This window comes from Pseudoxanthomonas sp. PXM02 (assembly GCF_014851805.1).
Classification (GTDB): Bacteria; Pseudomonadota; Gammaproteobacteria; order Xanthomonadales; family Xanthomonadaceae; genus Pseudoxanthomonas_A.
On the sequence record NZ_JACVAK010000001.1, the window covers coordinates 1 to 26,327 of the forward strand.

27 protein-coding genes and 1 pseudogene are annotated in these 26,327 nt (G+C 61.6%); 14 read left to right on the top strand and 14 right to left on the bottom strand.

Going from position 1 to position 26,327, the window contains the following annotated elements:
• Positions 1-117 (top strand): annotated as a pseudogene (locus tag IB225_RS00005) (IS30 family transposase); the annotation flags it as partial.
• A gap of 469 nt (positions 118-586) precedes the next feature.
• Here the strand turns inward: IB225_RS00005 and IB225_RS00010 are convergent.
• Both IB225_RS00010 and IB225_RS00015 read right to left on the bottom strand, forming a co-directional pair.
• Positions 587-892 (bottom strand): hypothetical protein, encoded by a 306-nt coding sequence (locus IB225_RS00010; RefSeq protein WP_192308524.1) that lies wholly within the window; start codon positions 890-892, stop codon positions 587-589.
• A gap of 442 nt (positions 893-1,334) precedes the next feature.
• Entirely contained in the window at positions 1,335-2,165 is an 831-nt protein-coding gene (locus IB225_RS00015) for a transglutaminase family protein (protein ID WP_225583126.1), read from the bottom strand.
• Positions 2,166-2,933: 768 nt separating this feature from the next.
• On the opposite strand from IB225_RS00015, the gene IB225_RS00020 reads away from it, so the two are divergent.
• The 3 genes from IB225_RS00020 to IB225_RS00030 all read left to right on the top strand — a co-directional run bounded on the left by IB225_RS00020 (position 2,934) and on the right by IB225_RS00030 (position 5,235).
• Positions 2,934-3,386: a fasciclin domain-containing protein gene (locus tag IB225_RS00020; RefSeq protein WP_192308526.1), complete on the top strand. Its 453-nt coding sequence runs from the start codon at positions 2,934-2,936 to the stop codon at positions 3,384-3,386.
• 1,132 nt (positions 3,387-4,518) lie between these two features.
• Positions 4,519-4,791: a hypothetical protein gene (locus IB225_RS00025; protein ID WP_192308528.1), complete on the top strand. Its 273-nt coding sequence runs from the start codon at positions 4,519-4,521 to the stop codon at positions 4,789-4,791.
• A gap of 93 nt (positions 4,792-4,884) precedes the next feature.
• Positions 4,885-5,235 (top strand): response regulator, encoded by a 351-nt coding sequence (locus tag IB225_RS00030; protein WP_192308530.1) that lies wholly within the window; start codon positions 4,885-4,887, stop codon positions 5,233-5,235.
• A gap of 310 nt (positions 5,236-5,545) precedes the next feature.
• Here the strand turns inward: IB225_RS00030 and IB225_RS00035 are convergent, their stop codons facing one another.
• The 4 genes from IB225_RS00035 to IB225_RS00050 all read right to left on the bottom strand — a co-directional run bounded on the left by IB225_RS00035 (position 5,546) and on the right by IB225_RS00050 (position 7,664).
• A complete protein-coding gene (locus IB225_RS00035; RefSeq protein WP_192308532.1) occupies positions 5,546-5,863 on the bottom strand; it encodes a YkgJ family cysteine cluster protein in 318 nt (105 codons plus the stop codon).
• The gene (locus tag IB225_RS00040) at positions 5,860-6,522 is read right to left on the bottom strand and encodes a methyltransferase domain-containing protein (protein ID WP_192308534.1); all 663 of its coding nucleotides are present in this window, start codon (positions 6,520-6,522) and stop codon (positions 5,860-5,862) included. Before IB225_RS00040 ends, IB225_RS00035 begins: the two co-directional genes overlap by 4 nt.
• A 231-nt stretch (positions 6,523-6,753) precedes the next feature.
• Positions 6,754-7,131 carry a hypothetical protein gene (locus IB225_RS00045; protein WP_192308536.1) on the bottom strand — a complete coding sequence of 126 codons (378 nt, stop codon included), beginning with the start codon at positions 7,129-7,131 and terminating at the stop codon, positions 6,754-6,756.
• Positions 7,128-7,664, bottom strand: coding sequence for a sigma-70 family RNA polymerase sigma factor (locus IB225_RS00050; RefSeq protein ID WP_192308538.1), 537 nt, complete (start codon positions 7,662-7,664; stop codon positions 7,128-7,130). Before IB225_RS00050 ends, IB225_RS00045 begins: the two co-directional genes overlap by 4 nt.
• A 149-nt stretch (positions 7,665-7,813) precedes the next feature.
• On the opposite strand from IB225_RS00050, the gene IB225_RS00055 reads away from it, so the two are divergent.
• The 3 genes from IB225_RS00055 to IB225_RS00065 all read left to right on the top strand — a co-directional run bounded on the left by IB225_RS00055 (position 7,814) and on the right by IB225_RS00065 (position 10,074).
• Positions 7,814-8,197 carry a DUF6249 domain-containing protein gene (locus tag IB225_RS00055; RefSeq protein WP_192273583.1) on the top strand — a complete coding sequence of 128 codons (384 nt, stop codon included), beginning with the start codon at positions 7,814-7,816 and terminating at the stop codon, positions 8,195-8,197.
• A 298-nt stretch (positions 8,198-8,495) separates the two neighbouring features.
• Positions 8,496-9,278, top strand: coding sequence for a MipA/OmpV family protein (locus tag IB225_RS00060; RefSeq protein WP_192308540.1), 783 nt, complete (start codon positions 8,496-8,498; stop codon positions 9,276-9,278).
• Positions 9,279-9,447: 169 nt separating this feature from the next.
• Positions 9,448-10,074 carry a hypothetical protein gene (locus IB225_RS00065; protein WP_192308542.1) on the top strand — a complete coding sequence of 209 codons (627 nt, stop codon included), beginning with the start codon at positions 9,448-9,450 and terminating at the stop codon, positions 10,072-10,074.
• A gap of 40 nt (positions 10,075-10,114) precedes the next feature.
• Here the strand turns inward: IB225_RS00065 and IB225_RS00070 are convergent, their stop codons facing one another.
• From IB225_RS00070 to IB225_RS00080, 3 genes are all read right to left on the bottom strand, one after another.
• Positions 10,115-10,882, bottom strand: a complete 768-nt coding sequence (locus IB225_RS00070) for an SDR family oxidoreductase (protein ID WP_192308544.1) — start codon at positions 10,880-10,882, stop codon at positions 10,115-10,117.
• Positions 10,883-10,951: 69 nt separating this feature from the next.
• Complete coding sequence (locus IB225_RS00075; RefSeq protein WP_192308546.1) at positions 10,952-11,650, bottom strand: NADPH-dependent F420 reductase; 699 nt, start codon at positions 11,648-11,650, stop codon at positions 10,952-10,954.
• A gap of 208 nt (positions 11,651-11,858) precedes the next feature.
• A complete protein-coding gene (locus IB225_RS00080) occupies positions 11,859-12,737 on the bottom strand; it encodes an NAD(P)-binding domain-containing protein (protein ID WP_225583128.1) in 879 nt (292 codons plus the stop codon).
• A gap of 100 nt (positions 12,738-12,837) precedes the next feature.
• Here IB225_RS00080 and IB225_RS00085 point away from each other — a divergent pair, with 100 nt between their 5' ends.
• Entirely contained in the window at positions 12,838-13,743 is a 906-nt protein-coding gene (locus tag IB225_RS00085) for a LysR family transcriptional regulator (protein WP_225583130.1), read from the top strand.
• Positions 13,744-13,909: 166 nt separating this feature from the next.
• Entirely contained in the window at positions 13,910-14,893 is a 984-nt protein-coding gene (locus IB225_RS00090) for a hypothetical protein (RefSeq protein WP_192308549.1), read from the top strand.
• Positions 14,894-15,442: 549 nt separating this feature from the next.
• On the opposite strand, the gene IB225_RS00095 is transcribed toward IB225_RS00090, so the two are convergent.
• Both IB225_RS00095 and IB225_RS00100 read right to left on the bottom strand, forming a co-directional pair.
• Positions 15,443-16,249 carry an NAD(P)H-dependent oxidoreductase gene (locus IB225_RS00095; RefSeq protein WP_192308551.1) on the bottom strand — a complete coding sequence of 269 codons (807 nt, stop codon included), beginning with the start codon at positions 16,247-16,249 and terminating at the stop codon, positions 15,443-15,445.
• Positions 16,250-16,457: 208 nt separating this feature from the next.
• Complete coding sequence (locus IB225_RS00100; protein ID WP_192308553.1) at positions 16,458-16,970, bottom strand: RidA family protein; 513 nt, start codon at positions 16,968-16,970, stop codon at positions 16,458-16,460.
• Between IB225_RS00100 and IB225_RS00105 the strand changes: the two genes are divergently transcribed.
• On the top strand, positions 16,969-17,865 hold the full coding sequence (locus tag IB225_RS00105) for a LysR family transcriptional regulator (protein ID WP_192308555.1): 897 nt from the start codon (positions 16,969-16,971) through the stop codon (positions 17,863-17,865). The two genes, IB225_RS00100 and IB225_RS00105, sit on opposite strands and share 2 nt — an antisense overlap.
• A gap of 325 nt (positions 17,866-18,190) precedes the next feature.
• Positions 18,191-19,075, top strand: a complete 885-nt coding sequence (locus IB225_RS00110) for a pirin family protein (RefSeq protein WP_345776550.1) — start codon at positions 18,191-18,193, stop codon at positions 19,073-19,075.
• Here the strand turns inward: IB225_RS00110 and IB225_RS00115 are convergent.
• Positions 19,064-20,005, bottom strand: coding sequence for a LysR family transcriptional regulator (locus tag IB225_RS00115; protein WP_192308557.1), 942 nt, complete (start codon positions 20,003-20,005; stop codon positions 19,064-19,066). The genes IB225_RS00110 and IB225_RS00115 overlap by 12 nt on opposite strands.
• Before the next feature lie 37 nt (positions 20,006-20,042).
• Positions 20,043-21,551 carry an alginate export family protein gene (locus IB225_RS00120; protein ID WP_225583132.1) on the bottom strand — a complete coding sequence of 503 codons (1,509 nt, stop codon included), beginning with the start codon at positions 21,549-21,551 and terminating at the stop codon, positions 20,043-20,045.
• A gap of 173 nt (positions 21,552-21,724) precedes the next feature.
• Between IB225_RS00120 and IB225_RS00125 the strand changes: the two genes are divergently transcribed.
• The 3 genes from IB225_RS00125 to IB225_RS00135 all read left to right on the top strand — a co-directional run bounded on the left by IB225_RS00125 (position 21,725) and on the right by IB225_RS00135 (position 25,408).
• Positions 21,725-22,618, top strand: a complete 894-nt coding sequence (locus IB225_RS00125; RefSeq protein WP_192308559.1) for a LysR family transcriptional regulator — start codon at positions 21,725-21,727, stop codon at positions 22,616-22,618.
• A 267-nt stretch (positions 22,619-22,885) separates the two neighbouring features.
• Positions 22,886-24,685 carry an amidohydrolase gene (locus IB225_RS00130; RefSeq protein ID WP_345776551.1) on the top strand — a complete coding sequence of 600 codons (1,800 nt, stop codon included), beginning with the start codon at positions 22,886-22,888 and terminating at the stop codon, positions 24,683-24,685.
• Between the two features lie 429 nt (positions 24,686-25,114).
• A complete protein-coding gene (locus IB225_RS00135; protein ID WP_192308561.1) occupies positions 25,115-25,408 on the top strand; it encodes a hypothetical protein in 294 nt (97 codons plus the stop codon).
• A gap of 10 nt (positions 25,409-25,418) precedes the next feature.
• Here the strand turns inward: IB225_RS00135 and IB225_RS00140 are convergent, their stop codons facing one another.
• Positions 25,419-26,300 (bottom strand): DNA-binding protein, encoded by an 882-nt coding sequence (locus IB225_RS00140; protein ID WP_192308563.1) that lies wholly within the window; start codon positions 26,298-26,300, stop codon positions 25,419-25,421.
• Positions 26,301-26,327 lie beyond the last annotated feature (27 nt).

Consider the following 26,327-nt stretch of genomic DNA (forward strand, 5'->3'; position numbering starts at 1 on the left):
GTCTCGCAGGCCAAGCTGGATGCCGTGGCACGCCAACTCAACGAGCGGCCACGCAAGACGCTGGGCTACGAAACACCGGCACAGCGATATCGGAAAACTGTTGCGTCGATCGGTTGAATCCAAGACCAGAAGCGGACATCGCGGAGTGACACTCAGAGTTCGGGTGCCACTGAGCTAGGGACCTTTACCGCCCTTCATGACATCTTCCCGCATTACAGTTCAAAACGAGTTGTTTCGCTACCGCGACCGCACTCGCACGCTCGAGCGCACTCTTTCCACCACCACATATCCTGGGAGGACCCCCGGGATGCGCTGCATGCGCTCTTTCTCAGGAAGCTGCTGGAACTCCCAGCGGTCGAGAAAGCGCTCGGCCCTCGCGTTGTGAATGGGGAAGCTGCTGAGCAAGCGGTCCTGCCATGGCTGGGCCCGCATCTGCAGACCGCAACAAGAGGGAAGACGAAGCCTATTGCTGCTCCTGCTACCAGAGAACAGACCTTTGAGGAGCTCGAACAGGGCTGGAAGCCGACAGGATTCTGTTCACAGGACGCAATGCCAAGTGAGCGTTAGGGCCTACATACATCCGCCGCTATTGCGCGTTGCGGGCACTTTGCAACTTGTAAGCAATTCCCGAAATGAGCCGCTTGATCACTTCGCCCAACTGCCGATAGTCGCCCGACGAGGCAAAGAAGGAAATCTTCTTGCCATCGATACTGACGTCAGCCAGTACGATCTTTCCACGCAGTTGTTCTACTTCTCCTCGGAAAAGCTGTATCCAGTCATCTGATGGCTCAGTATCCAAGCTGATGACAATGGCCTCGTCCTCATCGTTGTCGACCTTCTTGTGGAGCGCAGGCACGTCGATATCGACCACTTGAGGGAAGCGGCTATCCATGATTAACGTCTCTTGTGTATGCAAGCATCTTACGCGGGGCGGGCGACTGGAGGTTAAGTTGCCCTAACGTTCGGCGGTACGCAGGCGCGCGAAAGCACATCGTAAGGATCACGTGGCACCGAGGGCCTTGGCCCGAAGCCGGCGCTGAGCCAACCTGCGCCCGAACTGTCGATTCAGCGCGTGGATGGTCCTCGTCCGCATCCCCTGGATGCGGCCCGCGTTCGATGATGCCTTCTTGTTCCTTCGGACTGCGCGGGAGGGTTTAAAAATACGCGGGCCCTTCGTTGGATCAACTGTGTTGGATTGGTGTGACCACCCCCGTCCTGCTATGTCAGACACCTGCTTTCGGCCAGAAGCGAACATGCTGCACTGGAACAGGAAGCGTAGCTACGATGCGGAGACTGCCCAACCGCTCTCGTGGGTTGCCTATGAACGAACGTGGCTAACCACCAGTTGGCTCACCTACCCATACCTGCATTTCCAACGTCTGAAGCCACCCGTGGTTGGTCAGGAAAGCAACGTCGGCAGCGTCGCGGCCGTAGGCGACCACGATCCGACCCCCACGGGGCGAAGACTGCGTCGGGTCGAAGGTGTACCAGCGGCCGTCCAGGTATGCCTCGAACCAGGCATGCAAATCCATGGGTTCCAGCCCGTACAGATATCCCACCACCATACGGGCGGGAATGCGCAGACTTCTGCATAGCATGATGCCGATATGAGCATAGTCGCGACAGACGCCGGCACGCGCCTCCATGGTGCCGAGTGCATCCGTGGTGGCATCGCTCGCGCCGTACTGGTACACGATATGCTTGCGTATCCACTCCACGATCGCGCCGACCTGACCACTGCGAGGGTCTGCCTCATTCACGATGGCCTGCGCTTGATCGAAAGCACGATCGCTCGGGCAGAAGCGACTCGGTAGCAGATACTGGAGTGTGTGATCGGGAAGGAGAGCGGCCGGTACCGGCGCGACCCAAGGTGCTATGGCAATATCACGCTCGGTCTCGACCTCTAGCTCGGCCCGGATTCTCATACTACCCCGTTGCACCACAAAGCGCTGGCACAGATTGCCGAACACGTCGACAAACTCGGTCGGCCGAACGTGAGGGTAGAACGCGTACGTTTCGCTGACCAGCCATTGCGCTTCGCCACTGCGCGGTCGCAGCATGGCGACCACCGCACAGTCCTCGATCGATTCTACGGCCAGTTCGCATCCGGCTAGCAGGCGCATGTTCGACCGGATGGGGGTGGAGTTACAGGCCGAGAGTGCCATCGCGTTGAGGCGCTCCTGATACTACGTCGAGCATTCTCGCGCATTTCGTGCAGACCTCGCGTTATGCATGCAAGATGGACCAAATTTGTGGGCAACGCGTACCCATTAGGGGTCCGCCTTGATTGAGCCTTCCACTGGCGTCCTTGCAAGCAGGCTACCGGTGATATGCCGATCAGGTTCGCGCAGCCTGCGTGACCGCGCTCCTAACTAAAGCTACGCGCTTACGTAAACCATGACGCCCGGACCAGCACTGGGGCTCATCCCCTACATGCTTACTCATGCGCGAAGCGGCAGGCGGCGCGAAGCAGCTCTGCGCTACCGCCGGCAGCGGCTCTGAAGGCTCATCCGGAATGGGCCAGCCTTCGTTCTCGGCGCATTGCACCGCCTGGTCTTTAAGGCGATTGGCGATGCCCTGGAAGGGAGACTGGCTTGAGACGATGCGATGTCGCTTGATGCTCATGAGTCGGCTCCAGCGATTGTGCGGGCCGGCACACTGCGGGCGCGAAAGCTAGCCAACATCGGAATTTCGCGTCCCATGAAGCTACCACGTAACGCGCCATCGCAATCGACATTCTGATAGGCGGGCGTCACGCCGCACTAACGGCGCACGGCGCACCGTCCAGTTGTTACGGTGCAATACCGTATCGGCTGCTCAGCCGCGCAAGACCCACGCCCGCCGATCCTCCGCATTGAGCTTCACTTGGCACGCGCCAAGTCACGGCTCTGGCCGTTCATTCGACCTCCCTAACGTCCTTCGCAGGAATACCCATGGAAACTCAGCAAAAAGAAAATCCCGCGCAACGAAACCTATTGGGCACGCTAAGGAGCAACAGCACGTTCGGCACGTTCATCAAAGCGATCGACAAGGCCGGTCTCGCGGCCTCCTTCACAGGTACGGAGCAATACACCCTGTTCGCTCCGACCGATGAAGCGTTCGCGGCACTGCCGGCCGGTACGCTGGAGCGGCTGCTTGAGCCAGCCAACAAGGATGAACTGGCCTCGCTGATCAACTATCACCTCGTCAGCGGCCACAGGACCACAAAGGATGTTGGCCAGTGGAAGGCAGCGCGTACCCTGCAAGGACAGCATGCACCGGTTGAAGTCGCAGAAGGGACGCTGAGTATCGGCGGCGCACAGATCACGGAGTCGGACATCATGGCCAAGAACGGCGTGATCCATGTCATCGACAAGGTGAACATACCGGAAGCCAGGCCTCAGTGAGAGGGCTGCAACGGAATGCAAGCGGCGGAGAGCCGTCCCGCCATTCTTGTGCGCCGTCAGCCCTAGTCGGCGCGGCCCTCGTCGACCATGCCTGCCCCCTATACGACACGGATACGCCACCATGGATAGTCTGAGTGCGGCCAGCGCCCTTATGGCAAGAATTTCCCACCAACTGAGACCTCCCGCTACAACGACGATGTCTCCCTGCAGTCGTTGCTGCAGACCCAGCCCTGGCGGCCAGCCCTGCGCACGTTGCTTGACCGACGAGTTGGGAGGGTCGATCAAGAACCAAGGAGCAGCGCTGAGGTGGCTCGAATCGACAAAGCAGGTGATCCAGGACGAACAGACGGTGCTGCGCTACGCCGCTCAGGCCTAGCGAGCATTCGCGATCCAGCTGCGTCCGTACCGTTACCTTTGTGGGCGATCCTGACTCGCTGTGCCTGCGAGTACGACCTCGGTGACACCGGCCATGAGCGCATCCGTCGCGATGAGGCACCTACCACTGGCGTAGCAGAGCCATGACTGACGCGAAGGGGCGCTACCCGCTCGACGATACGGCACCTCACGTCATTGCTACTGTTGAAGCAACGGCGTATACGTATCGTTGCTGACGGGTAGCTTCCTCCGCCCCCTACGGGCCGACCCCTCTCCCTCTCGGCTTACTTCGCGATCACCCGCGTGCCGACGAGGTTCGAATGCTAAAGCAGCAGCAAACCCAGGTTTTTATCCTGCATCTTGGTGCACAGCAATCCATTGGCCCTACCGATCTTCGAACCATGTGGGCCACGGCATGCTCATCACTGGACATCGCAGTATCGCGTCGTGTTAGCGGCGTTCGCACCCAGGGGCGTCCGTGCTACACGCTTTGGGCAGGACGGGACTTCCATAGAGCGGCTGCGGAGCAACGCATGCGAGCGTTGCTGGAAGCGCGAGGGTATCGCTTCACGCTTACTTGCACCGCCCTCTAGCGTACGACTGTGAATTGTATGCTTGGTTGTTTCGCCAGCATGGCGATGTAGTTCGTCTATCGCGCACACGTGACGACCGAATTCATAGATTACCAAGCGCTGTGGACCGTCACGCTACCAGCACATCCAGCATGAGATCGTGCTTCGCACCTAAGGGGAACGTCATGGGCATACGCACCACTGCACTCCCCGAAGGATTCAAATGGAAAGTCGACGAGCAGCGCCGGACGCTGTTCTGCCGAAGCCACCCCATCATCGAGATCGGTCCGGAACGCCGCGGCTGGATTGCAAGGATCCTCATCACGGGCAAGGGAATCAGCCATGAGGAGGTCGCCGTGCGATCCCTCGATTCTGGTGAGGGCTGGGCTACGCGTTGGGCATTGGAACGAAAAACAGCTCTGCTGCGTGTCGTCGCCGCTCTAGACGTTGCATCCTGATAGAGCCTCCTGCTCTGCATTTCTAAGTTCACTTCTTCGTCCGAAGAATGGAACCGCGCGTTCTCGGCATCTAGGTACTACAAGGAACACCAAATGCCGTCGCGCCCACAGGTTCTTCTCGTCGACGACGCCATACTCCTCAGCGAGCTGATGGTAGAAATTCTTGAGGACGAGGGCTTCGCGGTGACATACGCCAAGAACGGCCCAGAGGCCTTAAGAATTCTGAGCTCTGGCACCTCATTCAACTGTGTCATCTCCGATTTCTCCTTACCAGGTTGCTCTGGATCGGATGTAGTCAACGCGGCGCTAAGCGTTCTTCCTGACGCATGCGTCGTCCTGGCGTCGGCGCATCCTCGCAGCGAAGTCGGTCATGTACCAGACAAGGTTCACTACATGGGGAAGCCGTATCACATAGAGGAGTTGCTCGTGCTGATGAGGCAGTGAGCTATCGCCACGCAGCTCAGAGCAACCATCTTTCTTAGTTTCGGCGTTTACGTTCGTTACCAAGAGCCGATGATTGCAGCGCCCCATCCTGACCCACGTTTCGCCGCACCAGTGTTGTACCAAGCACTTCGATAACGCCTCCACCTCGTCGAAAACATGCCAGATCCTCGGCTAAGCTTTCGTGGGTCACCATAGTTCGATCACCGATTTTGCGTCGCGCAAATACTCGACTTGCTGGGTCCCGAGGATTGGAGTTCGATGTCTCCTTTGGCTCTGGAAGCTTACGTTTGCGTTCCATGTTCATCTCCTCTCAGAACAGTGAAAGCGGAATGCCGCGCGCAGTGCGATCCATATAGTCCTCGCGTACGTCGCGGCAGTAGGGCCCTGCCATTACGAAGCGGCGACATACATCGGGGCGCGCCTCGTAGATGGAACAGCACATGCGCGCGGCGTCGATTGCCACGCACCATCCTTCGGTTTCGCGCGCCATAACGGTCAAGCCGGCTTTCGTCTGCTCGGTCAGGTGCTGTGGAGTCCGGTCCTCCGGCTGCACTACAACCGTCAAACGGCAACACACAGCATCACAGCGCGCGCACAGAGGCTCAGCAGCACGAGAGATTCCGCTCATGCCGCCATCCCGCGGCGGTAATGCAGCAGCCGCCCGCGATGGGGTGGCAAGTCGCGATCATCCATCGGACAGGGGGTTGAATCCACCGCGAAACCCTGCATCGCGAGCAGACGACTGAAGCGGGCACTGTTGCCACGCCCAGGATCGGTGATCAACACTTCGGCACGGGCTTCCGCGTGACGTGCGATCACTGCGCTGAGCACGTTGGCGCTGTCGCATTCGTAGAGAACGTCGCTGGCTACGATCGCGTCGAAACGACCTAGCGACAGCAGTGGGACATCCCAGCGCAGCTGACGATAATGTAAGGCCGGCAACCCGTTCAGGGCAGCGTTGTAGGCGAGGAACACCTCCGCCAGCGGATGGATGTCCGAAGCGACCACTTGGGCGCCGCGCTTTTGCAAGACGAGGCTGGCCAGGCCGATCCCGCATCCAATCTCCAGGATGCGCTTGCCGAAGATGTCGAAGCGCTGCATCGCTTGGGCCAGCAAGCGTCCGGCAGGCCACACCTGCCCAAAAAGGCTCCATTGCGCGGGCGAGATCCCGATGCGTGCGCCATGGCCGTCGGGATCGGCGAACTGCTGCTTATCACTCAACACGCGTAGGCGATAAACATGCCCACCAACAGATTGGCGGGTCTCGCGGACCTGATAGCCCGTCATGGGCGCTCCCGGGAATGTGTCGACCGACGCAACGGGACACGTGAAGGAAAGCGCAGCGAGCGACGGTATCGGCGGTCGGACGGGACGCGAGAGTCTTACCGCTTCATCCTACGCGATAATTTCTCAATTAGGGCAAAGGGCCTCCCGCCTCCCTGAAATGGAGCTGCGTCGAGCTGACACTGCCTTGATGTCCGCTTTGGGTCGGAAGCAGTCGTCGATTGAAACCCAGCGTCACCGCCCCGCGGTACCACCCTCCCACGAGTGGGCCCGTCGACGCACGAAGGTGCTGGCGGTCATGAGAGAGAGCGCCGTCACCAGTATCGACAGCGCGACCCAGTGGAGCTGAAGGGTCGATGCCTTCGCGGATAGGCCGGCCAGCCATGTCTGAAGCGCCTGCACCGGGCCGTCCCCTGCGATGCCGACGCTGCCGGCAACCAGGCAGGCGACCAGCGCCACCCATCCCGGCAATGCCTGCCTCCAAGGAAAAGCGAGTGGCGGCAGGGTCCGCGTCTCCCGCTCGATGGCCCGCATGACCGATGCGGTGAACGCCGGCGAGGGTGCGATCCCGATCTCGCTGGCCAGAATGCGGTCGATATCGTCGGGACTCATATCCGGTTCCTCAGTTTCGATGCCAGCAGATCGCGGCCACGCGAGAGTCGAGCCTTCACCGTGCCTTCGGGCAATCCGAGGCTGTGGGCCGTTGCGGCGACATCCTGCTCATGGAAGTAGAACAGAACCATGGGTTCGCGGTACTTCGGCGGCAGGGACTGCACGGCACGCTTTACCAGCGCACGGCGGTCGGTATCGACGGCGCCCTCCTCAACCGATCCTGCTGCGGCTGCCTCGACGTCGATAGGCACGGTCTCGGGCGAGGCCCGGCGTAGTTCATCGCGATAGACATTGGTTGCCAGGGCGAATAACCAGGTCGAGAAGGTGGCGTCGCGCCGCCATGTACTCAGTCGACGGAAGACGCGCAGGAACGCCTCCTGCGCCATGTCCTCGGCGCGCGCATGATCGCGGCAGAAGCGGTACGCCAGGTTCACCATCGGTCCTTGCCAACGCGCAACGAGCACGGCGAAGGCGGCGGTGTCGCCTGCCAGCACCCGGTCAACGGTCGCCTCGTCTTCTCCACTCATGCTCATCCCTGCTCCTCTCACCTCTTGGACGGAGGGAGCGGATCGGCGGTTGCGTTTTCTTCGCTGCCGGGCCGAGTCAAGAAAATGCAACCGGCCGGGCCGGACCGCCGTCTGACGGACCACACATTCGGCAATCCCAGGAACGGAGGATTCTCATGGCGGCACTCTGGATGATCGCAATCATTGTCACGGCCAGCCTAGCGTTCGTTTCAGTCGTCATCTGGCTCGAAAACCGCCGCAAGGAACGGGAAGCGCATTATCGCAACGAGATGGCGCACCGCATCGCAGAGGCGAAAGACCCGGAGCCCCTACTCGCCTACGTGCGGGAGATCGAACGGATCGACGCCGGCAGGAGCCGGACGAAGGCGCGGACCGCCGGCCTCATCGTCCTTGCCGTCGGCCTGGCGATGGCGATCTTCTTCTACTGGGCGACGCCGGGGACTGCCACCTTCCTCGTGGGTCTGATCCCTTGCTTGGTGGGCGCAGCCTTGCTGCTGCTATCCGAGGTCGTCATGCGCCCCCGTCCGCGGACCGATTGATGTCTTTTGCCGGCCTGCAGGTGGGTGTGGAGCCCTCCCATCCAGACCGACCGCAGGCCGGCGCTCCAATGGATGATCTATCGCCACAAGCCATGTCCGCTGTCGGCCTGAAGCGGACGCCGAACTGGCCCGAAGTAGTGCTGACAAACGGCAAGCGCATACAGCGACGTCGACGCGGCGTGAGCAGTTGTGAAAGGCCCCTTACATACTTCGTCCTGTTTGAATCCACCTCCATCACGCGTGCGTAGAGCCAGTGCCTACAGTGGGTAGGCGCTATCCGTACTGATGGGAGAGGCACATGCAGATCAAACTTCTTGGCGCCGCCTTGCTGATGGCGGCAGGGCCCGCGTTCGCGGCAGGTCCCCAACAGGGAAAGTTCTCGATGTCGGTGTTCGGCGGCGTCGACAGGCCGGTCAGCGGGGACGTCCACAGCGGCGCCGTGGCACCGGTGCCGGATCTCGGTCCCTTGAACCCCGCGCTGGCGGGCGTCAGCGCGGAGTTGCGCATTCGTTCCCGTAGCCATGAGCAGATCTACGGCACCGCCAAGTCATGGGGCCTGGAACTGGGCTACGGACTGAGCGACCGGAGCGAAGTGTTCCTTCAGGCGAGGGAGACCAGCGCCGATGATGGTCGCGTGCGAGTCGGTGCCGCGTACGTGCCGGCGCTCGACACCGAGCTCGACGTCTTCGGAAGGTTCTCGGGCTATAACGCGTACGCGTGGGAGGCTGGGTACCGGCACTTCTTCCGCGACGGCAGCCGGGTCAGACCATTCGTCGCGGCGCGACTGGGTGCGACCGAAACCGATGTCATCAGGGCCACTTTCGAGATCCCCGATGCCGCGATCACGATCCCGAATGCGCCGTTTTACGAGAAGGACTGGGCACTGAGTGGCGGTCTTGAGGCCGGTGCGCAGATCTCGTTTACCGAGCGCTTCAGTATGAGGCTCACCGCAGGGGTGAACTACATCGACGATCTTTCAGATGACGATTCAGCGATCGCCGGGCTCGGCCTGGCTGCCATCAACGACACGGGTAGCCGCGTCTCGGTGCCGCTGTCCATCACCGGACGCTGGGACTTCTGAGAACGTTCAACGGCGGGCGCGGCAACGTGCCCGCTGCCCATGCCTGACGTCAGCAGCCAAGATAAGGCTATCGCCATCGGTGTCCGTTATGGGTCGGAAGTGGCCAGAACTGATGTCCTGACTCCCCCTGTCGTGCCGTTGGGATTTGTACGCAACAAGGAGGCAGCTCATGTCGCTTCTACTCGCGGTACTACTCGCAACACAGACTGTCGGCAATGCCGTGCCTGGTCAGTGCACCGCACCTGCCAGTGAGCACGTTGGAGAGCCCGGTTGCTACTTGTCCGCAGAGATTGATATCGAGGCCCCCAGCGGCGAGCTCTACTGGCACATCTACTCTCTCCCGACGATGACTGATGCCCGCGTCGCCGCGACGCAGGCTGGCCAGGCCGTCGCCGCGGAGGCTCATGGAAAAGCATGGCTTCATGTGATGGGTGATGCCAGACCGGCTCTCATCCATGGCGCAACGATCACGGAATCAATAGGGCCTATCCGTGCGCCGTTGCAGGGCCGTGTACGTTTTCTTGAGTCTTGGTTTCCCCCGGGCATGAAGACCCGAGCTCACTCCCATCCGGGACCAGAAGTCTTCTATGTGCTGGAAGGAGAGCAGTGCGTGGAAACCCGCGATGGCATTGCCCTTGTTGCCGCGGGTGAGCACTACATCCTGCATGGAGGGCCACACCTGCAGGCCTCACCCAAAGGGCGACGAAGCCTGGTACTGCTGGTCATACCCGATGACACCCCGTGGATGAGTTTGCAGTCCGACTGGAGTCCGAGAGAGCGTTGTTCGGGAGAATAGGCAGATCGGGCAGATGTCCGCTTCCGGCCAGAAGCGGACTTCAAAGCTTGTAGCCGCCGCTCGCTTCTATCACCTGTGCGGTGACCCAACGACCTTCATCCGAAGCCAGGAAAGCGACCACCGCTGAGATATCGGACGTTTCGCCGAATCGACCCAAGGCGGTGTCGCCTTCAATCGCCTTGACCATATCAGCGTTCTCACGCACAGCGGCATTCATGTCGGTTCGCGTCCAGCCAGGCGCCACGGCGTTCACCGTGATCCCACGCGGACCAAGTTCCATCGCCAGCGCGTGCGTAAGATTGTTGATGGCCGCCTTGGCCATCGAGTAGATGGGGACCATCGGAAGCGGCCGAGTCGCCAGACCGGATGAGATGTTGATGATGCGGGCGCCCTCACTGAGGCGCGGCAAGGCGGACTGCACCATGAAGAAGGGCGCACGCGCATGGACGGCAATCATCGTGTCCCAGCTATCCGGCGTCGCGTCGGAGATCCCGCCCCATCCCGCGTTACCGGCATTGTTCACCAGGATGTCCAGCGCGTTGGCGCCATTCCGACGGGTCAGCTCGATGTCCAACTTGTCGAACAGGTCCGGAATCCTGCTCGCGTCGACCAGGTCGGCGTGTAGCGCAAAGGCATTGCCGCCCGACTTCAGAATGCCGGCGATCACCTCGTCGGCCGCCGACTTGCTCGCGTTGTAAGTCAGGGCAACGGTCGCGCCGTCCTTCGCAAGACGCTCTGCGATCGCGCGGCCAATGCCTCGTGATCCACCTGTTACCAATGCTGTCTTACCAGAAAGCTGCTTAGTCATTCAGAGTTCCTCGACGGATGTGGAGTTGGGGTCGCGGCAGCCGGACCCTGTAGTGAGGCGTTTGGCGAGTCAGACGATGCGTTCGCGCATGATGGGACCCGGGATCGCCTCGACCACCGAGACTCCCAGCTTCAGAAGATCAGCGTCGCCGCCGTACTCGTTCTCGGCCACGTGATGCAGCAGCACGCCGAGCTGTTCGAGCTGACGTGCAGCTTTCAAGGGCCCGGCGTTGACGGGCGTGAACCCCGCATCCTCGATTAGCCGTCGTACAACCTGACCGGCGTCGTGGTGATCCGTTGCGTAGAAGATGCTCGGCTTGGAGGCCGAGGATGACCATGCGTCCGACTCAAGCGCGGGGGCTGCGAGTAGGTTGAATGCCTTGACCACTTTCGCGTCGGGGAGCCGCTCCTGCAGGTACTCGGCAGTCGAGCTTTCCCGCATGAAGGCATGATCGTGGAAGTGAACGAAGTCGTCCGTAACGCCTAACGGATTCATGGTCTCGATCACCACCTTGCCCGCCAGCGCCTTGCCTGCGGCTTCGATGACAGAGTTCGCCCTGGGCCAGTAGACGGAGAACAGCAGTGCGTCTCCGTACTCGGCAGCTTCCTTGATCGTGCCAAGGGTCGCTTCGCTTGCCAGCTCATCCAGAAGAGGCGCGATCTTGCGATCCTCCCCGTCCTTGGCGAGCTTCAATTGATGTCCCGCAGCTGCCCAGGCTCGTGCGAGCCGGCTGCCCACGTTGCCGGTGTTGAGTATTCCAATCTTCATTGCGCCTTCGCCTTACCGTACTTGCGATGTGGACATCACTGTAGGTAAGCTATCGAAGTAGATAAATAGCGATGTTTACGACAGACTGTTGTCCTAGAAGTCATCAACGAACCATCGACAATGCGAAGAGCAAGGGCGGTCGGTTGGCCGCCCTTTCGAGACTTGAAACGTCACCCAGCGCGGGGAGTCGCCGCGTGGCGCTGCTCGCTTACTGCTTGATGGTGTCCGCGCTGGCCTGTTCCAGGAACAGATCCACGTGCACCTGCGGCATGCCTTCCAGCGTTCCGCCGATCGGCGATGGACGCACAGCCTCATCGATCAGCTTGCGCGCCTCCTGAGGGGAGACCGGTTCGCCGCGCTGCTGATAGATCCGCTTGGCTTCTTCGTGGGACACGCCGTCTGGCACCTTGGGGGCATAGCGCCAGAAGTAGATCGCCGTGTTGGGTTCGATTCGCCAGCTTTCTGCGAGTGAGCCGGCATCCACGACGTTGTAGCCGATGGCTTCGATGAAACCGGCTACCGTTGCCTTTGCGGCGCCTTCGTCGCCGGCGATCGGTAATGTGGTGCGGTCCGCGTGCCCTGCCGGACGAGCGTTGCTCTCCATGTGGATCCAGCTGAGGTTGTGCAAACCCTTGACCAGCTTGGCACCCTTGAGATGGCGCTGCATGAGTTCGCTGGACGTCAGCTCGCCTGCATCCAGATCGGCTCGACGGAACTCGCCCATTCCCGGGTAGTAGTTGCTTTGATCAAGAACGGTCTTGCCCGCGAAAGCGTTGGCCGGAAGCTTCTCGAACGTCGCAAGCGGCACTGAGAGGGTCACGATGTCGCCCGCGGCGATCGTCTCCTCTACGGTACCGGCACGTGCCTTCGAGCCCAGCTCATTCACTAAGGTCGAAAGGGTGCTGGGACCACGCGAATTGCTGATAACCACGTTGTAGCCGGCCGCGATGGCCAGGCGAGCGACGGCCTTGCCTACCAAGCCTGAGCCGATGATTCCGATTGTCTGCGTCATGGGGGTACTTCCTCTGTGGACGACGGCATTACCTGCCGAAAGGTTGCATAGGCGTGCGATCGCACGCCGAGCCATAACTCGGCCGCGTCAGTTGTCTGCGACGCGTAGCGAGAGGCGCACTATCAGCGAGGCGTCCGGCTTGATAAATACAGTTGGCAGGCAAATACTGTTGTCCATGAACACATCAATCGATTTGCCGGAAATGAGGGTCTTTGCAGCGGTCGTGACCGATGGTTCGTTCACGATGGCAGCAGAGCGGCTAGGTACCGATAAGGCTCGAGTGAGCAGGATCGTTAGCCGGATGGAAGAGAAGTTGGGTGCGCAGCTTCTTACTCGCTCTACACGCAGGCTCAATGTCACCGAGGTGGGGCGCGATTACTTCGAGCGCGCGATCAGCATCCTGACTGCCGCTGAAGCTGCCGAGGCGGCGGTAGCCCAACAGTCCAGAGAACCGAAAGGTCTTCTCAAACTCACTGCAGGCTCCGAATTCGGAACCTTGGTGGTAGACAGGTGGATCGCGGAGTACCTACGGCAAGCGCCCAAGGTGACCGTCGAGGCTGAGTACACGAATCGCCTGGTCGACATCATCCATGAGGGCTTTGATGTGGCTATCCGGGTCGGCGCCCTTGAAGACTCAGGGCTGTCGGCGCGCAAGCTAGGCGAAGTCGACTACGGGCTGTATGCATCACCCAGCTATTTGAAAGGTGCTCCGGCGTTGTCTTCGGTCAGTGATCTGCGCCACCACGATCTGATCATGAAGACCACGCGTGGGCGGTCCAGCTGGACTCTAGTGAAGGGCGGCACCACCGAGAAGGTCACCGCATCCCCGCGCTGCTCAGTAAACAGCACGATCGCCGCAATGAACCTGGTCCTGGCTGGCATCGGAATCGCTCAACTGCCTCGCTTTGTGGCTGAGCCTTACGTGGCGGAAGGACGAATGTCATGCGTACTTCGCGGATGGGCAGAAGTCCCAGCTCCTGTGCACGCCGTGTACGCCTCGACGCGTTACATGGACCCCAAGGTTCGCAGCTTTGTGGACCTCAGCCTTAATGAATTCACGCGGAGCGGCACCAAGCGCTGACATGCAGGCGTCGTCATGTCTGCTTTGGGTCGGCAGCTGTCATGGTGATGCCTTCGGGCCATCGGGGGCAGGTGAAGCTGGGCAACCAAGTTGCTTCGGTCGTGGGCGCGTTTAAACGCTCCGCCCCGTTCCCGCATCGCAAAACCGACCCCCGTTGGAGTTGCCGATGAAGCTGCTGACCTCCCTCCTGCTGTCGTTTATCGCCGTCGCCAGTGCTCCTGCCCTGGCCGCCAACGGCATCGCTTTCCGCGACGTGCACGAAGCCACCACCGGCACCACGATGCCGGCGACAGTGTTCTACCCGGCCACCGGTCCCGCCGGCGCCACCGACCTCGGGCCCTACCGCGTCGCCGCCACGCCCGGCCTGCCGATTGCCGAAGGCCGGCATCCGCTGGTGCTGATCTCGCACGGCCACGGCGGCAGCGCGCTGGGCCACCACGACCTGGCGACCGCGCTGGCCGATGCAGGCTTCATCGTCGCGGCGATCGAACACGCCGGCGACAGCCATCGCGACCAGAGCGGCTTCGGCACCGAGCGCGTCCTGCGCGGCCGCGCCTGGCAGGTGTCCGCGCTGCTCGACCTGCTGCTGGCCGATCCGCAGTTCGGTCCGCGCATCGATGCCGACCGCGTCGGCGTGGCCGGCTTCTCCGCCGGCGGCTATACCAGCCTGCTGTTGCTCGGCGCGCCGCCGGATTTCGCGCGACGCGACGCGTACTGCGCCGCGCAACCGGCCGATGCCGAGGTCTGCGTGGAAGTACCCGCCGTGATCGAACGCCTGCCGGTGTCGCGCGGCACCGCCGATTCGCGCCTGCGCGCGGGCTTCGTGATGGCGCCGTTCGCGATCTTCTTCGACGACGCGGCGTTGAAGCGCGTCGACGCACCGGTGTTCCTGTACGGCGCGATGGCCGACCGCGTACTGCTGCCGGCGTACAACGTGTTGCCGGTGCGCGATGCGCTGCCGCGGCTGCATACCTTCCGCGGCATCGTGGGCGCCGGTCATTACGTGTTCCTGGCGCCGTGCAATCCCGGCATGAGCGAAGCGCTGCGTGTGTTGTGCATCGACCCGCCCAGCATCGATCGCGGCGCGCTGCATGCACAGATCAATGCCGACGCGGTCGGCTTCTTCCGGCAGACGCTGGCGCCGCGCTGAGCGAACAAAGGTAATGTGGAACGGTGCCGTAACGCTTTGCTGCGGCGGAAAGCGAGCAAAGCGGTGTTCGGTTCTGGGCAGAAGAGCCGATCTCAATCGTGATGGACGGGCGCGCGCAGGCTATCCTGTCGCGCATGCGCGAGCCAGAAGACTTAGTGTTCGGAGATCAGACCACAGCCATCATGTGGAGCCCGGATATCGTGAGCTTCCTGCGCGGAGTCGGTACTGATCGCGAACTAGAAATTCGGGATGCTGCGGGCGCACTGAACATGACGCTCCGCGTCTGGCTTGCAGGACCTGCTTCCAATGAACCGCATGGGCCCGTCTAGCAGCTCTGCTGGACGGCATGCCAATGCATCGCCACCATCTTAGGTGGCTTGTTTAGAAGACATAGACCAGAGACTGCAGCCTTGGAGTACCTGCGCGTAGCACTAGATGTCCGCATCCGGCCAGGAGCGGACATAGAGTTTGGCCAACGAAGTGGCTCAGCTTACTCATTGAATGGACTCCGCTCCTCCGTCGGGGAGAGGGGTGAGAATTGCGAGTGCTTTACGCCGATTCCGGGGGCCTCGTCGCGACCTCAATGGAAGCAATGTGAGCCATAAGGCCGGTTTGGCCGGCTGCGACGCTAGGTTTAAGCTCAAACAGCTCCGTGTAGTCCCCACCGTTCTGAGCGCGAAATGGAATGGGCGCGTCCGAGAACAAGCCTTTCAAACAAGACTCCCATCGCGCTTCGGCATGTGCCACTTCGGAAGCCTCCATGCGACCAGCACCATACACGGCGAAGGTAGGAAGCACATCGAAGCCAGGGAAGTGCAGCGATCCATGAGTCACAGGAAAGAGTAGCTGCTCAATAGGACCATTGATGCCCCTCGGTCCATAGTCGGTTTCCGGGCCACCTGCAGACACAGCAAGTATGGCGCGCTTGCCTTTGAAGGCGCCCTCGCCGTAACGATATGTGTTACCCGCGTTCTTGTACTGGTGGGCAAGACCCGCTGCCCACACGCGGTCAATCCAACCTTTCATGATGGCGGGCATGCCGTACCACCACAAAGGAAAATGAAAGATCACGGCGTCGGCGGCGAGCACCTTCTCCTGCTCTTTCGTAACATCCAACGTCTGCTGACCAGTCGCGTAAGCATGTGCCGATTCCGCACCGAAGGAAAGGCGATGAGAGTCTTCCCGATAAGGAAAGTCCGCGGCATCGAATACAGCTTTCCAACGCATTGCGTAGAGATCAGATTCCAGAACTTTGTATCCCGATGCCTCGAGAGACTTGCGAGACACCTTCGCCAGGCTCTGGGTCAGTGACGTGGGCTCTGGTTGGGCAGAAATAATAAGGACAGTCTTGCTCATCAGTTCGTGACAGTCTTGAAAGAAAGATTCAACCGAATGACACCGGGGCATTGCTCATCCAACAAGGCGGCGAAGAGATGCGTTGCTCTGCCCAAAGCCCTGCGCCTAGAGTTCGATGACATGACGGCTGTGGGAGCATCACCCAAGCTGGGAGTTCCTATATATGGTCGTTTGTGATGCTTGGCCCTTCTTGCATGGCCAACCGCAATCAGAGAACCGCAGTGGCCTGAATTTCTACGAGCAGCTCGGGTAGTGCCAGTGAGGGAACTTGAACCAACGTCTCCGCAGGCCGCCAGCCCGCGAATTCTTCGCGCTGCAAGTTCATGTAGTTCTTGTGATATGAGACGTCTTTGACATAGAGCGTCACGCTCGCAATGTCATTCAGCGTGCCACCAACACCGGCAAGTGCCGCTCGCAAGTTGCTGAAGATCTGCTTGAGCTGAGCGTCAACATCGCCCTCACCCACCAATGATCCATCCGCAGACAGGGCGACCTGCCCTGAAATGAACGCCAAGCGCGTGGGCTCGTCTGCTCGGACAACCTGGCTAAACAGATAAGGTGAGGAATCCCACAGATTGGCGGGCTGGATAGATAGCAAAGACACAGTAATCCTCTTGAATGTCGGGAGGTCCCCTGAGCTCAGGAAAGAACCGATCGACCCAAGAATGAGGCAATTCTCGGTATAGTTAAAATGAATCTTCGTGATGGTAGGTATTTGCATGATTAATTCCGTGCACCGCTTGGATCTCAATCTGCTCACTACGCTGGACGCGCTGCTTGTTGAGCTGAACGTGACACGAGCTGCGCGACGCCTGCATCTATCTCAACCCGCCGTCAGTGTGCAGCTGGCGCGTTTACGGGAATACTTTGACGATCCGCTATTGCTTCCTGGACCGCGCGGGATGCGACCAACCGCCCGAGCCAACGAACTTCGGGAGCCACTGCGGCACGCATTAGCGCTGCTGACAGAGGCGATCCTTCCCTCAGCCCCTTTCGACCCCAGGCTAGCCACGCCGACGTGGCGAATAGCTGCCTTTGACTACGGCGAGTTCACCGTTTTGTTGCCTGCTCTAGGCAGGCTTCGCGATGCCGCACCAAGCTCGCGTCTGGCACTCGTGCAGAGTGCACCAGCACAGGTGGCGATAAAGGCGGACCAAGGAGAGATCGATCTCTCCCTCATGACCGCTGCCGAAGCCCCGCAAGGCCTACGTAGTCGGTCCCTGTTTACCGAAAGGTATGTGCTAGCTGGCCGCATCGATCATCCACAACTCAAGCGGCGTCCGACGCTGGCACAGTTCTGCAAGCTAGATCATGTCATTGCGTCGCCGGATGGCGGCGGCTTCCAAGGCGTCACCGACGTGGCGCTCTCAGAACTGGGAATGGCCAGACGCGTGGTCATGTCTGTGCCTCACTTCCTCTTCCTCATTACCATACTGGAGCGTAGCGATCTGGTAGCGCTAGTTCCGTCTCGATTGATAGAAGGCAATACCTCCCTGCGCGTGGTCGAGCCACCGCTGGAAGTGCCCGGTTTCGAGATGGTCATGGTCTGGCCCGAACGGGTACATCGCGACCCAGCGCACAGGTGGCTGCGCGAGCAGATTGCAGAAGCAGTGTGAGCATTCGGGGCGCGGGGGTCGGGAGCCAATCGGGCGTGCTTTGAGCTACCGCCTCGCCGTTTACAAGGACGGACAAAGGATGCTGTGCTCGGTGCTCCTGGCTATGACTGATGGCGCGAATGGATGAGCATGGAGTTTGACTGGAGTCCGAAATAGTTTTGCCCAGGAACGCCGACCGAAAGTTGTCCGCCATCGGCCAGAAGCAGGCATCGCGCATTTCCCGTATTGCTTGCATAGCTGGATGACTGAACTCCACGGAACGTCCTAGGTGCGGCTAGGCTTCTGGCCTATCGTGGAGTCTGCGCACTGCAGAAGAGTACTTCCCGTGGATGTATCAGACGCGATCGCAAGCACTTCATATCCGGGACCGGCGACAGACTCTCGACCGAGAAAAATTGTTTTTCGTACCCACGGAAGCAGCCACGGTCCGATAACCCGACTTGTTAGTCCCTCAGATCTTGGTCAGCTGATCAAGCCATTTGTCTTCCTGGATCTGTTCGACACGCGTGATCAGACCTCGTTCCCCCGCTTCGGATGGCACCCACATTCGGGCATCGCCACCGTGACTTTCCTGCTCCAGGGCGAAGTCGCCTATTCGGACTCGACCGGCAAGAGCGGCATCCTGCCCGAAGGCGGTGTCGAATGGATGCGCGCAGGCAACGGCGTCTGGCATACCGGCACTCCTGTAGGTGACGACCCCAAGCTGGGCTTTCAGTTATGGGTCGCCCTGCCGCCCGCCGAGGAGAACGCGTCACCGGGGAGCATCTACCTCGATCCTTGCCAAGTGCCACAGCAAGGCCCCGCGCGCGTACTGCTGGGCAGCCATGACGGTGCGCTCAGTGGCATCCCGGCACCGGCGGACATGACGTATCTCGGGGTCAAGCTGCATGCCGGACAGCGGTGGACATATACGCCGAACGCTGGGCAGCAAGTGGCCTGGCTGGCGGTGGCGTCCGGCTCGTTAGGTGCAGGCGAACGCGTCGGCGCGGGTGAACTGGTGATCTTTGCCGACTCGGACCAGCCCATCGAGATCACGGCAGACGACGACGTTGCGTTCGTCATCGGTTCGGCCGTGCGCCATCCGCACGACCTGTGGCTGGGCAACTACTCCGTCCACACCAGCAAGGAAGGGCTGGCGCGGGGCGAAGCCGAGATCCGCCGGCTGGGCATCGCGCTGCGCGACGAAGGGCGTTTCAGGTCAGCCGGCTGACGCCATCCGTTCGCTGGCCGCCGGCAGCCTGCACGGCGGCGATTGCGCCATGCGTAGCGCGACCAGATCGATGAACCGCGACACCGCCAGCGGCAGGTGTTTCCGGCTGGGGTACAGCACGTTCAACCCGGCGCCCAGGTTCCAGTACTGCGCCAGCACCGGCACCAGGGCGCCGGACTGCAGGTCCGTCTGCGCCACCGGCTGCGGCAACAGGGCAATGCCGACGCCTTCCACCGCGGCGTTCCTCACGGTCTCGATCGCATTGCCGCTTACCCGGATCGGCAGGCGTACATGCGCAACCTGACCGGTGTCGCACGACAGGCGCCAGCTGACGTAACCGTCGGCTTGCGGAAAACTCACCGCGTGGTGGCACGCCAACGCATCCAGATGGGCGGGCACCCCGAAGGTCTCCAGATAGCGCGGGCTGGCCACCAGCCGGTTCTTGCTGGGAGCGACCAGTTGACGCCCGACGTAGCACGAGTCTTCAAGAAGCCCGCCGCGGAAGGCGACGTCGATCCGCTCCGAGATCAGTTCGGCCTTCTCGTCGCTGAGCACGAAGTCCAGGCGCACGTGCGGGTGCTGCTCCAGGAACTCCGCGACCCACGTCATCCTGAAGTAGTCGAAGAAGTCCGCGGGCGCGGCGACCCGCACCAGGCCGGCGGCCTGCGCGCTGCCCACCATCGCCTCGCGGCCCGCATCCCGCAGACTGTCCACCTGGCCCACGCAGCGCTCGTAGAACGAGGTGCCCGCATCAGTCAGCGAGAGCTGCCGCGTGGAGCGATGCATCAACCGCGTGCCGATGCGGTCTTCTAGCTGCTGCACGCGACGGCTCAGCGTATTTGCCGGAACACCGAGCTGCCGCGCTGCCGCGGCGAAGCTGCCGTGCCGCACGACTTCCACGAAGATCGCCACATCATTCAGATCGAGCATAGGACGTCCCCGGTCTCCGGGTATGCCGGTTGCGCCGTTACCACGAAAACTTGGTTTCCAAGCGAACGTAGTCGCTGTTGTGCGCGCCGGCGGCGCGCAGGCTGGCGCCGACGGCGTAGCGCACCAGCTCAACCGATGCCGACAGCGCAGGCGTGAAGCGGTAGTCCGCGCGCAGTTGCGCATAGGTACCGGTCCACGACGTGCCGCGCCCCGCCGTACCCGGCACGGGAATGCTCGGCAGCGTGTAGACCGCATCGTGCGTGGTCTGCCGCCACAGCGCGGCCAGCCCTGCCGTCAGCGTCGCCTGGGCGACAGGCTTGAACGACAACGAAGGCTTGAGATGGATCAGGTTGGTATAGCCGGTGTGCCCGCCGAGCGAAAAATAGAATCCGTTCGGGAACAGCGGATAGAAGGTTTCCATGCGTCCGTCGCCGGGACGCCGCTCGCCGGAGGCGATATCGAACTGCAGGCCGATCCTCGGCGACCATGCGATGTCGGTCGCCGTGTATCCCGTACGGGCACCGAACGCCCACGCCCGGATCTCGGTAGATCCCACCTGGCCGAACTGCCCCATGGCCTCGACATCCCAGTCGAAGCCCGCATGGCTCCCGGCGGAACGCACATCGACCACATGCCGATCCTCTTCTCCCGACGCGTCCAGGTAGCTGGCATGCCTGCGCTGATACAGCGCGTAATAGCCGCTCAGTTGGATGTCGTCCGAGGGTTGCAGTTCCAGCCGCACGCCCGACAAGCGCATGTCGCTGTTCGAGGTATCGTCTAAGGTATGGCGGTTCCTGTACACCACGGGCTGGCTGACGAGGGCGTAGAGACGCCATGTCTCGGTTTCCCATCCCGCCCAGACGGCGTCGAACGATTGGCGCACGTTGGGCCCGTCCCGCGAGGACATGAAGCGCTCGATATCGAACACGAAATCCTGCCTCCCCACCCTCGCGCTGAAAACACCCTTGTCCCACGCGCGCGAGTAAGCCAGAAACGCGAGCCTCAGATCGAACCGGTTGGCGTCAGTACTGCCGACCGCCTTCTTGTCGAAGGCTCTTACATCCTCGACCTGCGTAAATAGCTGCCAGTGTTCGGCGAACCGCGCATCGACGTGGAGCTGCGCCCGCTGCAGTCCGTAGCTGTCACGGGGATTGGACTGCATGGTCCCCAGCGCCGGCGCGTCGCTGGACTCGAAAATCTCGCGCACCGTCAATCCAAATGACACATAGCGGTCAGGATCGCTGTCGGAGAGCGCGATGTATTTCAATCTGTCCAGCGCATGCGTCCGGCTCTCGGGATGGGCGAGTGAAGACCAGTCTTCCCGCCAGCGATCCGCATTGATCTTCGGCCTGTCCGGCAGCGGCGGCGCCGCGTCGTACGCCATGGCGGTGCACTGTCCGACGCAGCCGAACAAGCCCACGGCCACCATCATGAACATTCTGAACCGGGCCACGTGCAGGACGGCATGTCCTTTCTGATCCTGACGACGGCGGCCGCGAAACGACGCGACCGCCGCAAGGGTGGCTTCTCCGATACATCGCCTCATCAACTGTCTGGTCTCCCGAGCAGAACACGGCGTCGCCCCGCTCGCGACGACGCACCTTGTCATCCTCGAACAGCAAGGGGTAGCACTGTTCTCTGGATAGCTGTGTCGCTCGGAACGGAACGACCGGGCGGACGATTCTGTGGCAGGCTGCGTTGCCCAACGGGGAACGCAACATGGATATCGATGATTTGATGACGTTCGTGGAACTGGCCGATGCCGGTGGCTTGTCGGCCACCGCACGGCGCTTGGGCGTGGCCAAGTCGATCGTCAGCCGTCGGCTGGCGCGGCTGGAATCGGAGCTCGGGATCCAGTTGCTGGCGCGTACCACGCGCGGCGCGGCGCTGACCGAAGCCGGCATCGCGTTCCGCGAGCACGCCGCGCGCGCCTGTGCCGAAATTGAGTCGTTCCGCGAGACGATGCTACCTGAGAGCGATCTGCGTGGTCGCCTGCGTGTGGCCGCACCGCTGTCTTTCGGCCCAGCCCATTTCGCTCCGGTGTTCACGGAGATGGCGCGACGCCATCCGCACCTCCACCTGCACACCGTCTATAGCGACCGCTTCGTCGATCTCATCGGCGAAGGCTTCGATTGCGCGATCCGCGCTGGATATCTCTCGGACTCCAACCTCATTGCCCGCCGCGTCGGACCGATCTACGGGAAGCTGGTTGCCAGCCCGGCTTACATCCATGTCCACGGCGCTCCCGAACACCCGGATGAAATCCTCGACCATCCCGCACTCATGCAGGGCACGGAGACATGGCAGTTCATGGACGGCGACCGGATCGTTTCCGTACGTCCCCAAGGACGCTTCAAGGCTGACAACGCCGTCGCGCTGGTCAACGCCGCCCTGGCCGGTCTCGGCATCGCGTGGCTACCGGACGGTCTGACGCAGGAGCACGTGGCCTCCGGTGCACTGGTACCGCTGATGACACGCTACCCCTTGCCGACGGCAGGCATTTACGTGATCCGTCCGCCCGGGGCGTATCCCTCCCGCAAGGTCCGTGTGCTCACCGAGTTGCTGATCGAGTGTTTCGAGCAAGCGCCTCATATGGCGATTTTCAGCGGATAAGCAATCCGGTCGCAGACAGAGCGGGCATCGACATAAGACGCGGTACCCCTGCTCCCCGGCCGGAGCCTGACGCCCACGTCGATTCGCCCGCAGTCACGACGGGGTGTCTGGCGACCTATTAGTCCATCCATGGACGAGTGCAATCCGGCTGCCGCGCTTATCAAGCAACGCCGGAAGCGCAGAACATGCCTATTCGTTCTGTTGGCGGACCACCTTCGCTTATCCACGATGGTAACCCTGTACCCCACTCCAAGGAGACACTTCGACGTGCAATCCCTAGCCACCCTGATGCTGTTACTGGCGCTGTCCTGTTGTGCGAGCACCCGCGCTGCGGAAGTGAGTGTGGGTGCCGACCTGATCGTCTACAACGCACGCATTCATACCGGCAGCAAGACGCAGCCAGAAGCGTCCGCCGTGGCGGTCAAGGCTGGCCGCATCTATTCCGTGGGGCGTGACGCAGACATTCTCAGCCTGAAGGGCGACCAGACCCAACTCATCGACGCCGGACAGAAGCGTCTGATTCCCGGTATCAACGATGCCCATACCCACATTCTGAACGAGCGCGGCTACAACCTCGTGGTCAGGTGGGATGGCGTACCGACGCTCAAGCGCGCCTTGGCGATGCTCAGCGAGCAGGCGAAACGCACACCGGAGGGTCACTGGGTTAAAGTCATCGGCGGCTGGTCACCATACCAGTTTAAGGAAAACCGCTTCCCCACTTTGGACGAGTTGCGCAAAGCGGTGCCCAACCGGCCGCTGATCGTGCAATACGCATATAACCGCGCTTTCATGAACGAACTGGCTATGACCGCGTTCGGCGTGGGCACGAAGAAATTTCCCGCCCTACCGGGCACCGAATTTGAGAAGGACGCCCAGGGCAATTACACCGGTGTCGTCCATGGCTATACCTTTACTTTCATTTCGCTTGAGTCGATGGTGCCCCAGCCCTCTTTCGAGGAACAGGTGAGCTCCATCACCAACGCCATCCACGACGTCAATCGCTTCGGCGTCACCTCGATCGTCGATGCGGCGCCGCTGGTCGGCTATCCGGCAGGGCACGCGCCCGTGCAGGCCCTGATCAAGGAAAACCGGCTCAACGTCCGCTTTCCCTTCATCGATCTCCAGTTCGGCGACGAAAGCAGTGCCAGCCTGGTGGATGCGCAGATCAACGCGGTCACCCGGAAGGCGCCCATCAGCGCGGGGCAGAACCTGCATCCCACGATGGCGCACGGCCACGAGTATGAGGGTGCCGGCGAGCTGCTCAGGATGGAAGTGCACGACCATGAGAACTTCGACCGGCCGGCGTACATCATCGATCCGGTCCTGATGCGCGGAAAGATGGAAGAGGACATCGCCAAGCTGGTACAGCACGGCATCCCGTTCCGCATGCACGTCAGCTACGACGAAAACATCTCGCCGTTCCTCGATGCCGTAGAAAGCGTCAATCGCAAGACGCCGCTGGATGGCTTGCGCTGGAGCATCGAGCACGCCGAAACGATCTCGCCGGAGAACATCGCCCGCGTCAAGAAGCTGGGTGGGGGCATCGCCCTAGATACGAAGATGGCTTCCCACGGTGACGGCTTCATCAAGACCTACGGCATGGAGAAAGCCTGGTACACGCCGCGGCTACGGGAACTGGTGGACAGTGGCGTACCGCTGGCCATGACGACGGATGCCTTTCGCGCATCCACGTTCAACCCATGGATCGGCATCAGCTGGATGACCACCGGCAAGTCGGTGTCGGGCTCGCAGATCCTGGCCGACGACAACCGCCTCACGCGCGCCGAAGCGCTAGCCCTGTTCACGGTCGGCCCAGCCTGGTTCGTCCAGCAGGAAAACGAGATGGGCAAGATCGCGCCCGGCCATCTCGCCGATTTCGCCTTGCTCGACAAGGACTACTTCACCGTTTCCGACGACCAAATCAAGACCATCTCGTCTGTGCTTACCGTCGTTGACGGTCGGGTGGTGTTCGGTGCGCAAGCCTACGCCGATCTCTCCCCCGTGCTGCCCCCCACGCTCCCGGAGTGGTCGCCGGTGAAGTATTTCGGAGATCAACATCCGAAGTGATCCTTGGCTAGCGATATGCCTCTTAGCCAAAACTGTTGCAGGCCCGCCCTCCTCTGAAGGGCGGGCTTTATCTCCCCAACTTCAGTTCCATCATTAGTTTCAATGACATTCTGCCCTTTACGACGGAGTTTTCTCTCGCGAAGCGAGCCGTCCACCCTTATCCTGTGGTGTCCGCAGGACCATTACATGCCGGGCATCGGGGAGGGCCAATCTCCATATCATGCAGCGTCATTTCATTGCCCCAAGCACAGCGTCCCGCGGAAAGGCTGGGTCTTCAAGAAGCACGCTCAGACGATTCGGCTGTAATGGATACTGATCGTAATGAGGCCACCTAATGGATCGCGACGACACCGTCTTTCTGAGTACACGCACAGCTAATCTGTTGCGGGTACGCAACCTAGGACTGTCGAGCAGATTCGGGACGCGGTCGTGTCGGGACAGGTGGATGACATAGGCCCTAAAGCCTTGGCTGAATGCCGGCGTTTGGTCGGCTTCGATCCGCCGCTTGCGCCGGAGCGCATTGGCCACGCGTGCCCGCGGTGTGGCGGAGACAGTGGCTACCGCGTCAATGTCCATATCTCGCAGGTGCGCGAGTACAGTTGGGAGGGAGAGCTCGTCCAGGCTGACGAAGAGCAGCTGAAGACCGAGTCACACTTGGTCTGCCGCGATTGCGAGGTCCGCATCGCGCTGACCCCGCCCCACCGGCGCACCGCGCCGGTCTGAGTGGCCGTCCTCAGGAGGCGACCGCACGGCGCTGTCCCGTCGTTGCCGTCTTCCTTGGGGTACGTGCTTTCGGTAATGGTGTCGGTGCAATCGCTTGTAGGCGAGCGTTAGCCGCCGCGCTCTCGCGCTCTGCAAGGTGTTGCGCCTTCTCCGCCGCCCGCTGAGCCTGTTCGGCGGCGCGTAACGCGCTCGCATGCTCGCGGGCCTGCGTGCTCAGCTGGGCTTTCGCGACCTTGAGTTCCTGCCTTAACCGATCAATCTCGGCGTAGGCACGATCCTCGGTCTGGCGCAAATGGGTCTGCTGGTCCTCGCGTTCGGCCGCCGCCGCGGCACGTTCCTGGTCCAGGCGTGTCAGCGCAGCCTGTAGCTGCGTTTCCTGGACGCCATGGCGCTGGTTGAGGTCCTCGCACTGACGCTGAAGATGGCTGACTTGCGTGGCCAGCTCGCCCGCACGCTGCGTACTGATCGCCAAGGCAGCTTCGGCGGCCTGTGCGGTGGCGGTGGCCTGCTGCTCCGCCGCGTTGGCCTGTCGGACCTGATCTCCGGCGGCGGTCAGCTGCGACGCAAGCGTAGCTCTGGCCTCGGTGAGCTGCTGGCGTTCGGGGGCCAAGCTTGCTTCCGCTTGGCCGCGGCCCGCCTCCAGTGCCACCTCCCACACGTGGCCCATAGCCGTCCTCACGACCTCAGGCACGTCTGGCAGCGCCAGTTTCGCGCTATGCGTCTCCAGGCGCGTCGCCAGCCCACGCCACCATGTCTCCAGCCAACGCGTGACGGTGTTCGGCGAGCCGGTACCCAAGTGCGTACGAATGCGATCCACGGTGGGCCGTTCGCCGGCGGCAACGAGTTCATCGGCGGCGGTATGGACGTCGGTTTCAGTGATGCCGCGGGCCATCGAAGGTCTCCTGCTGCGAAAAACGGG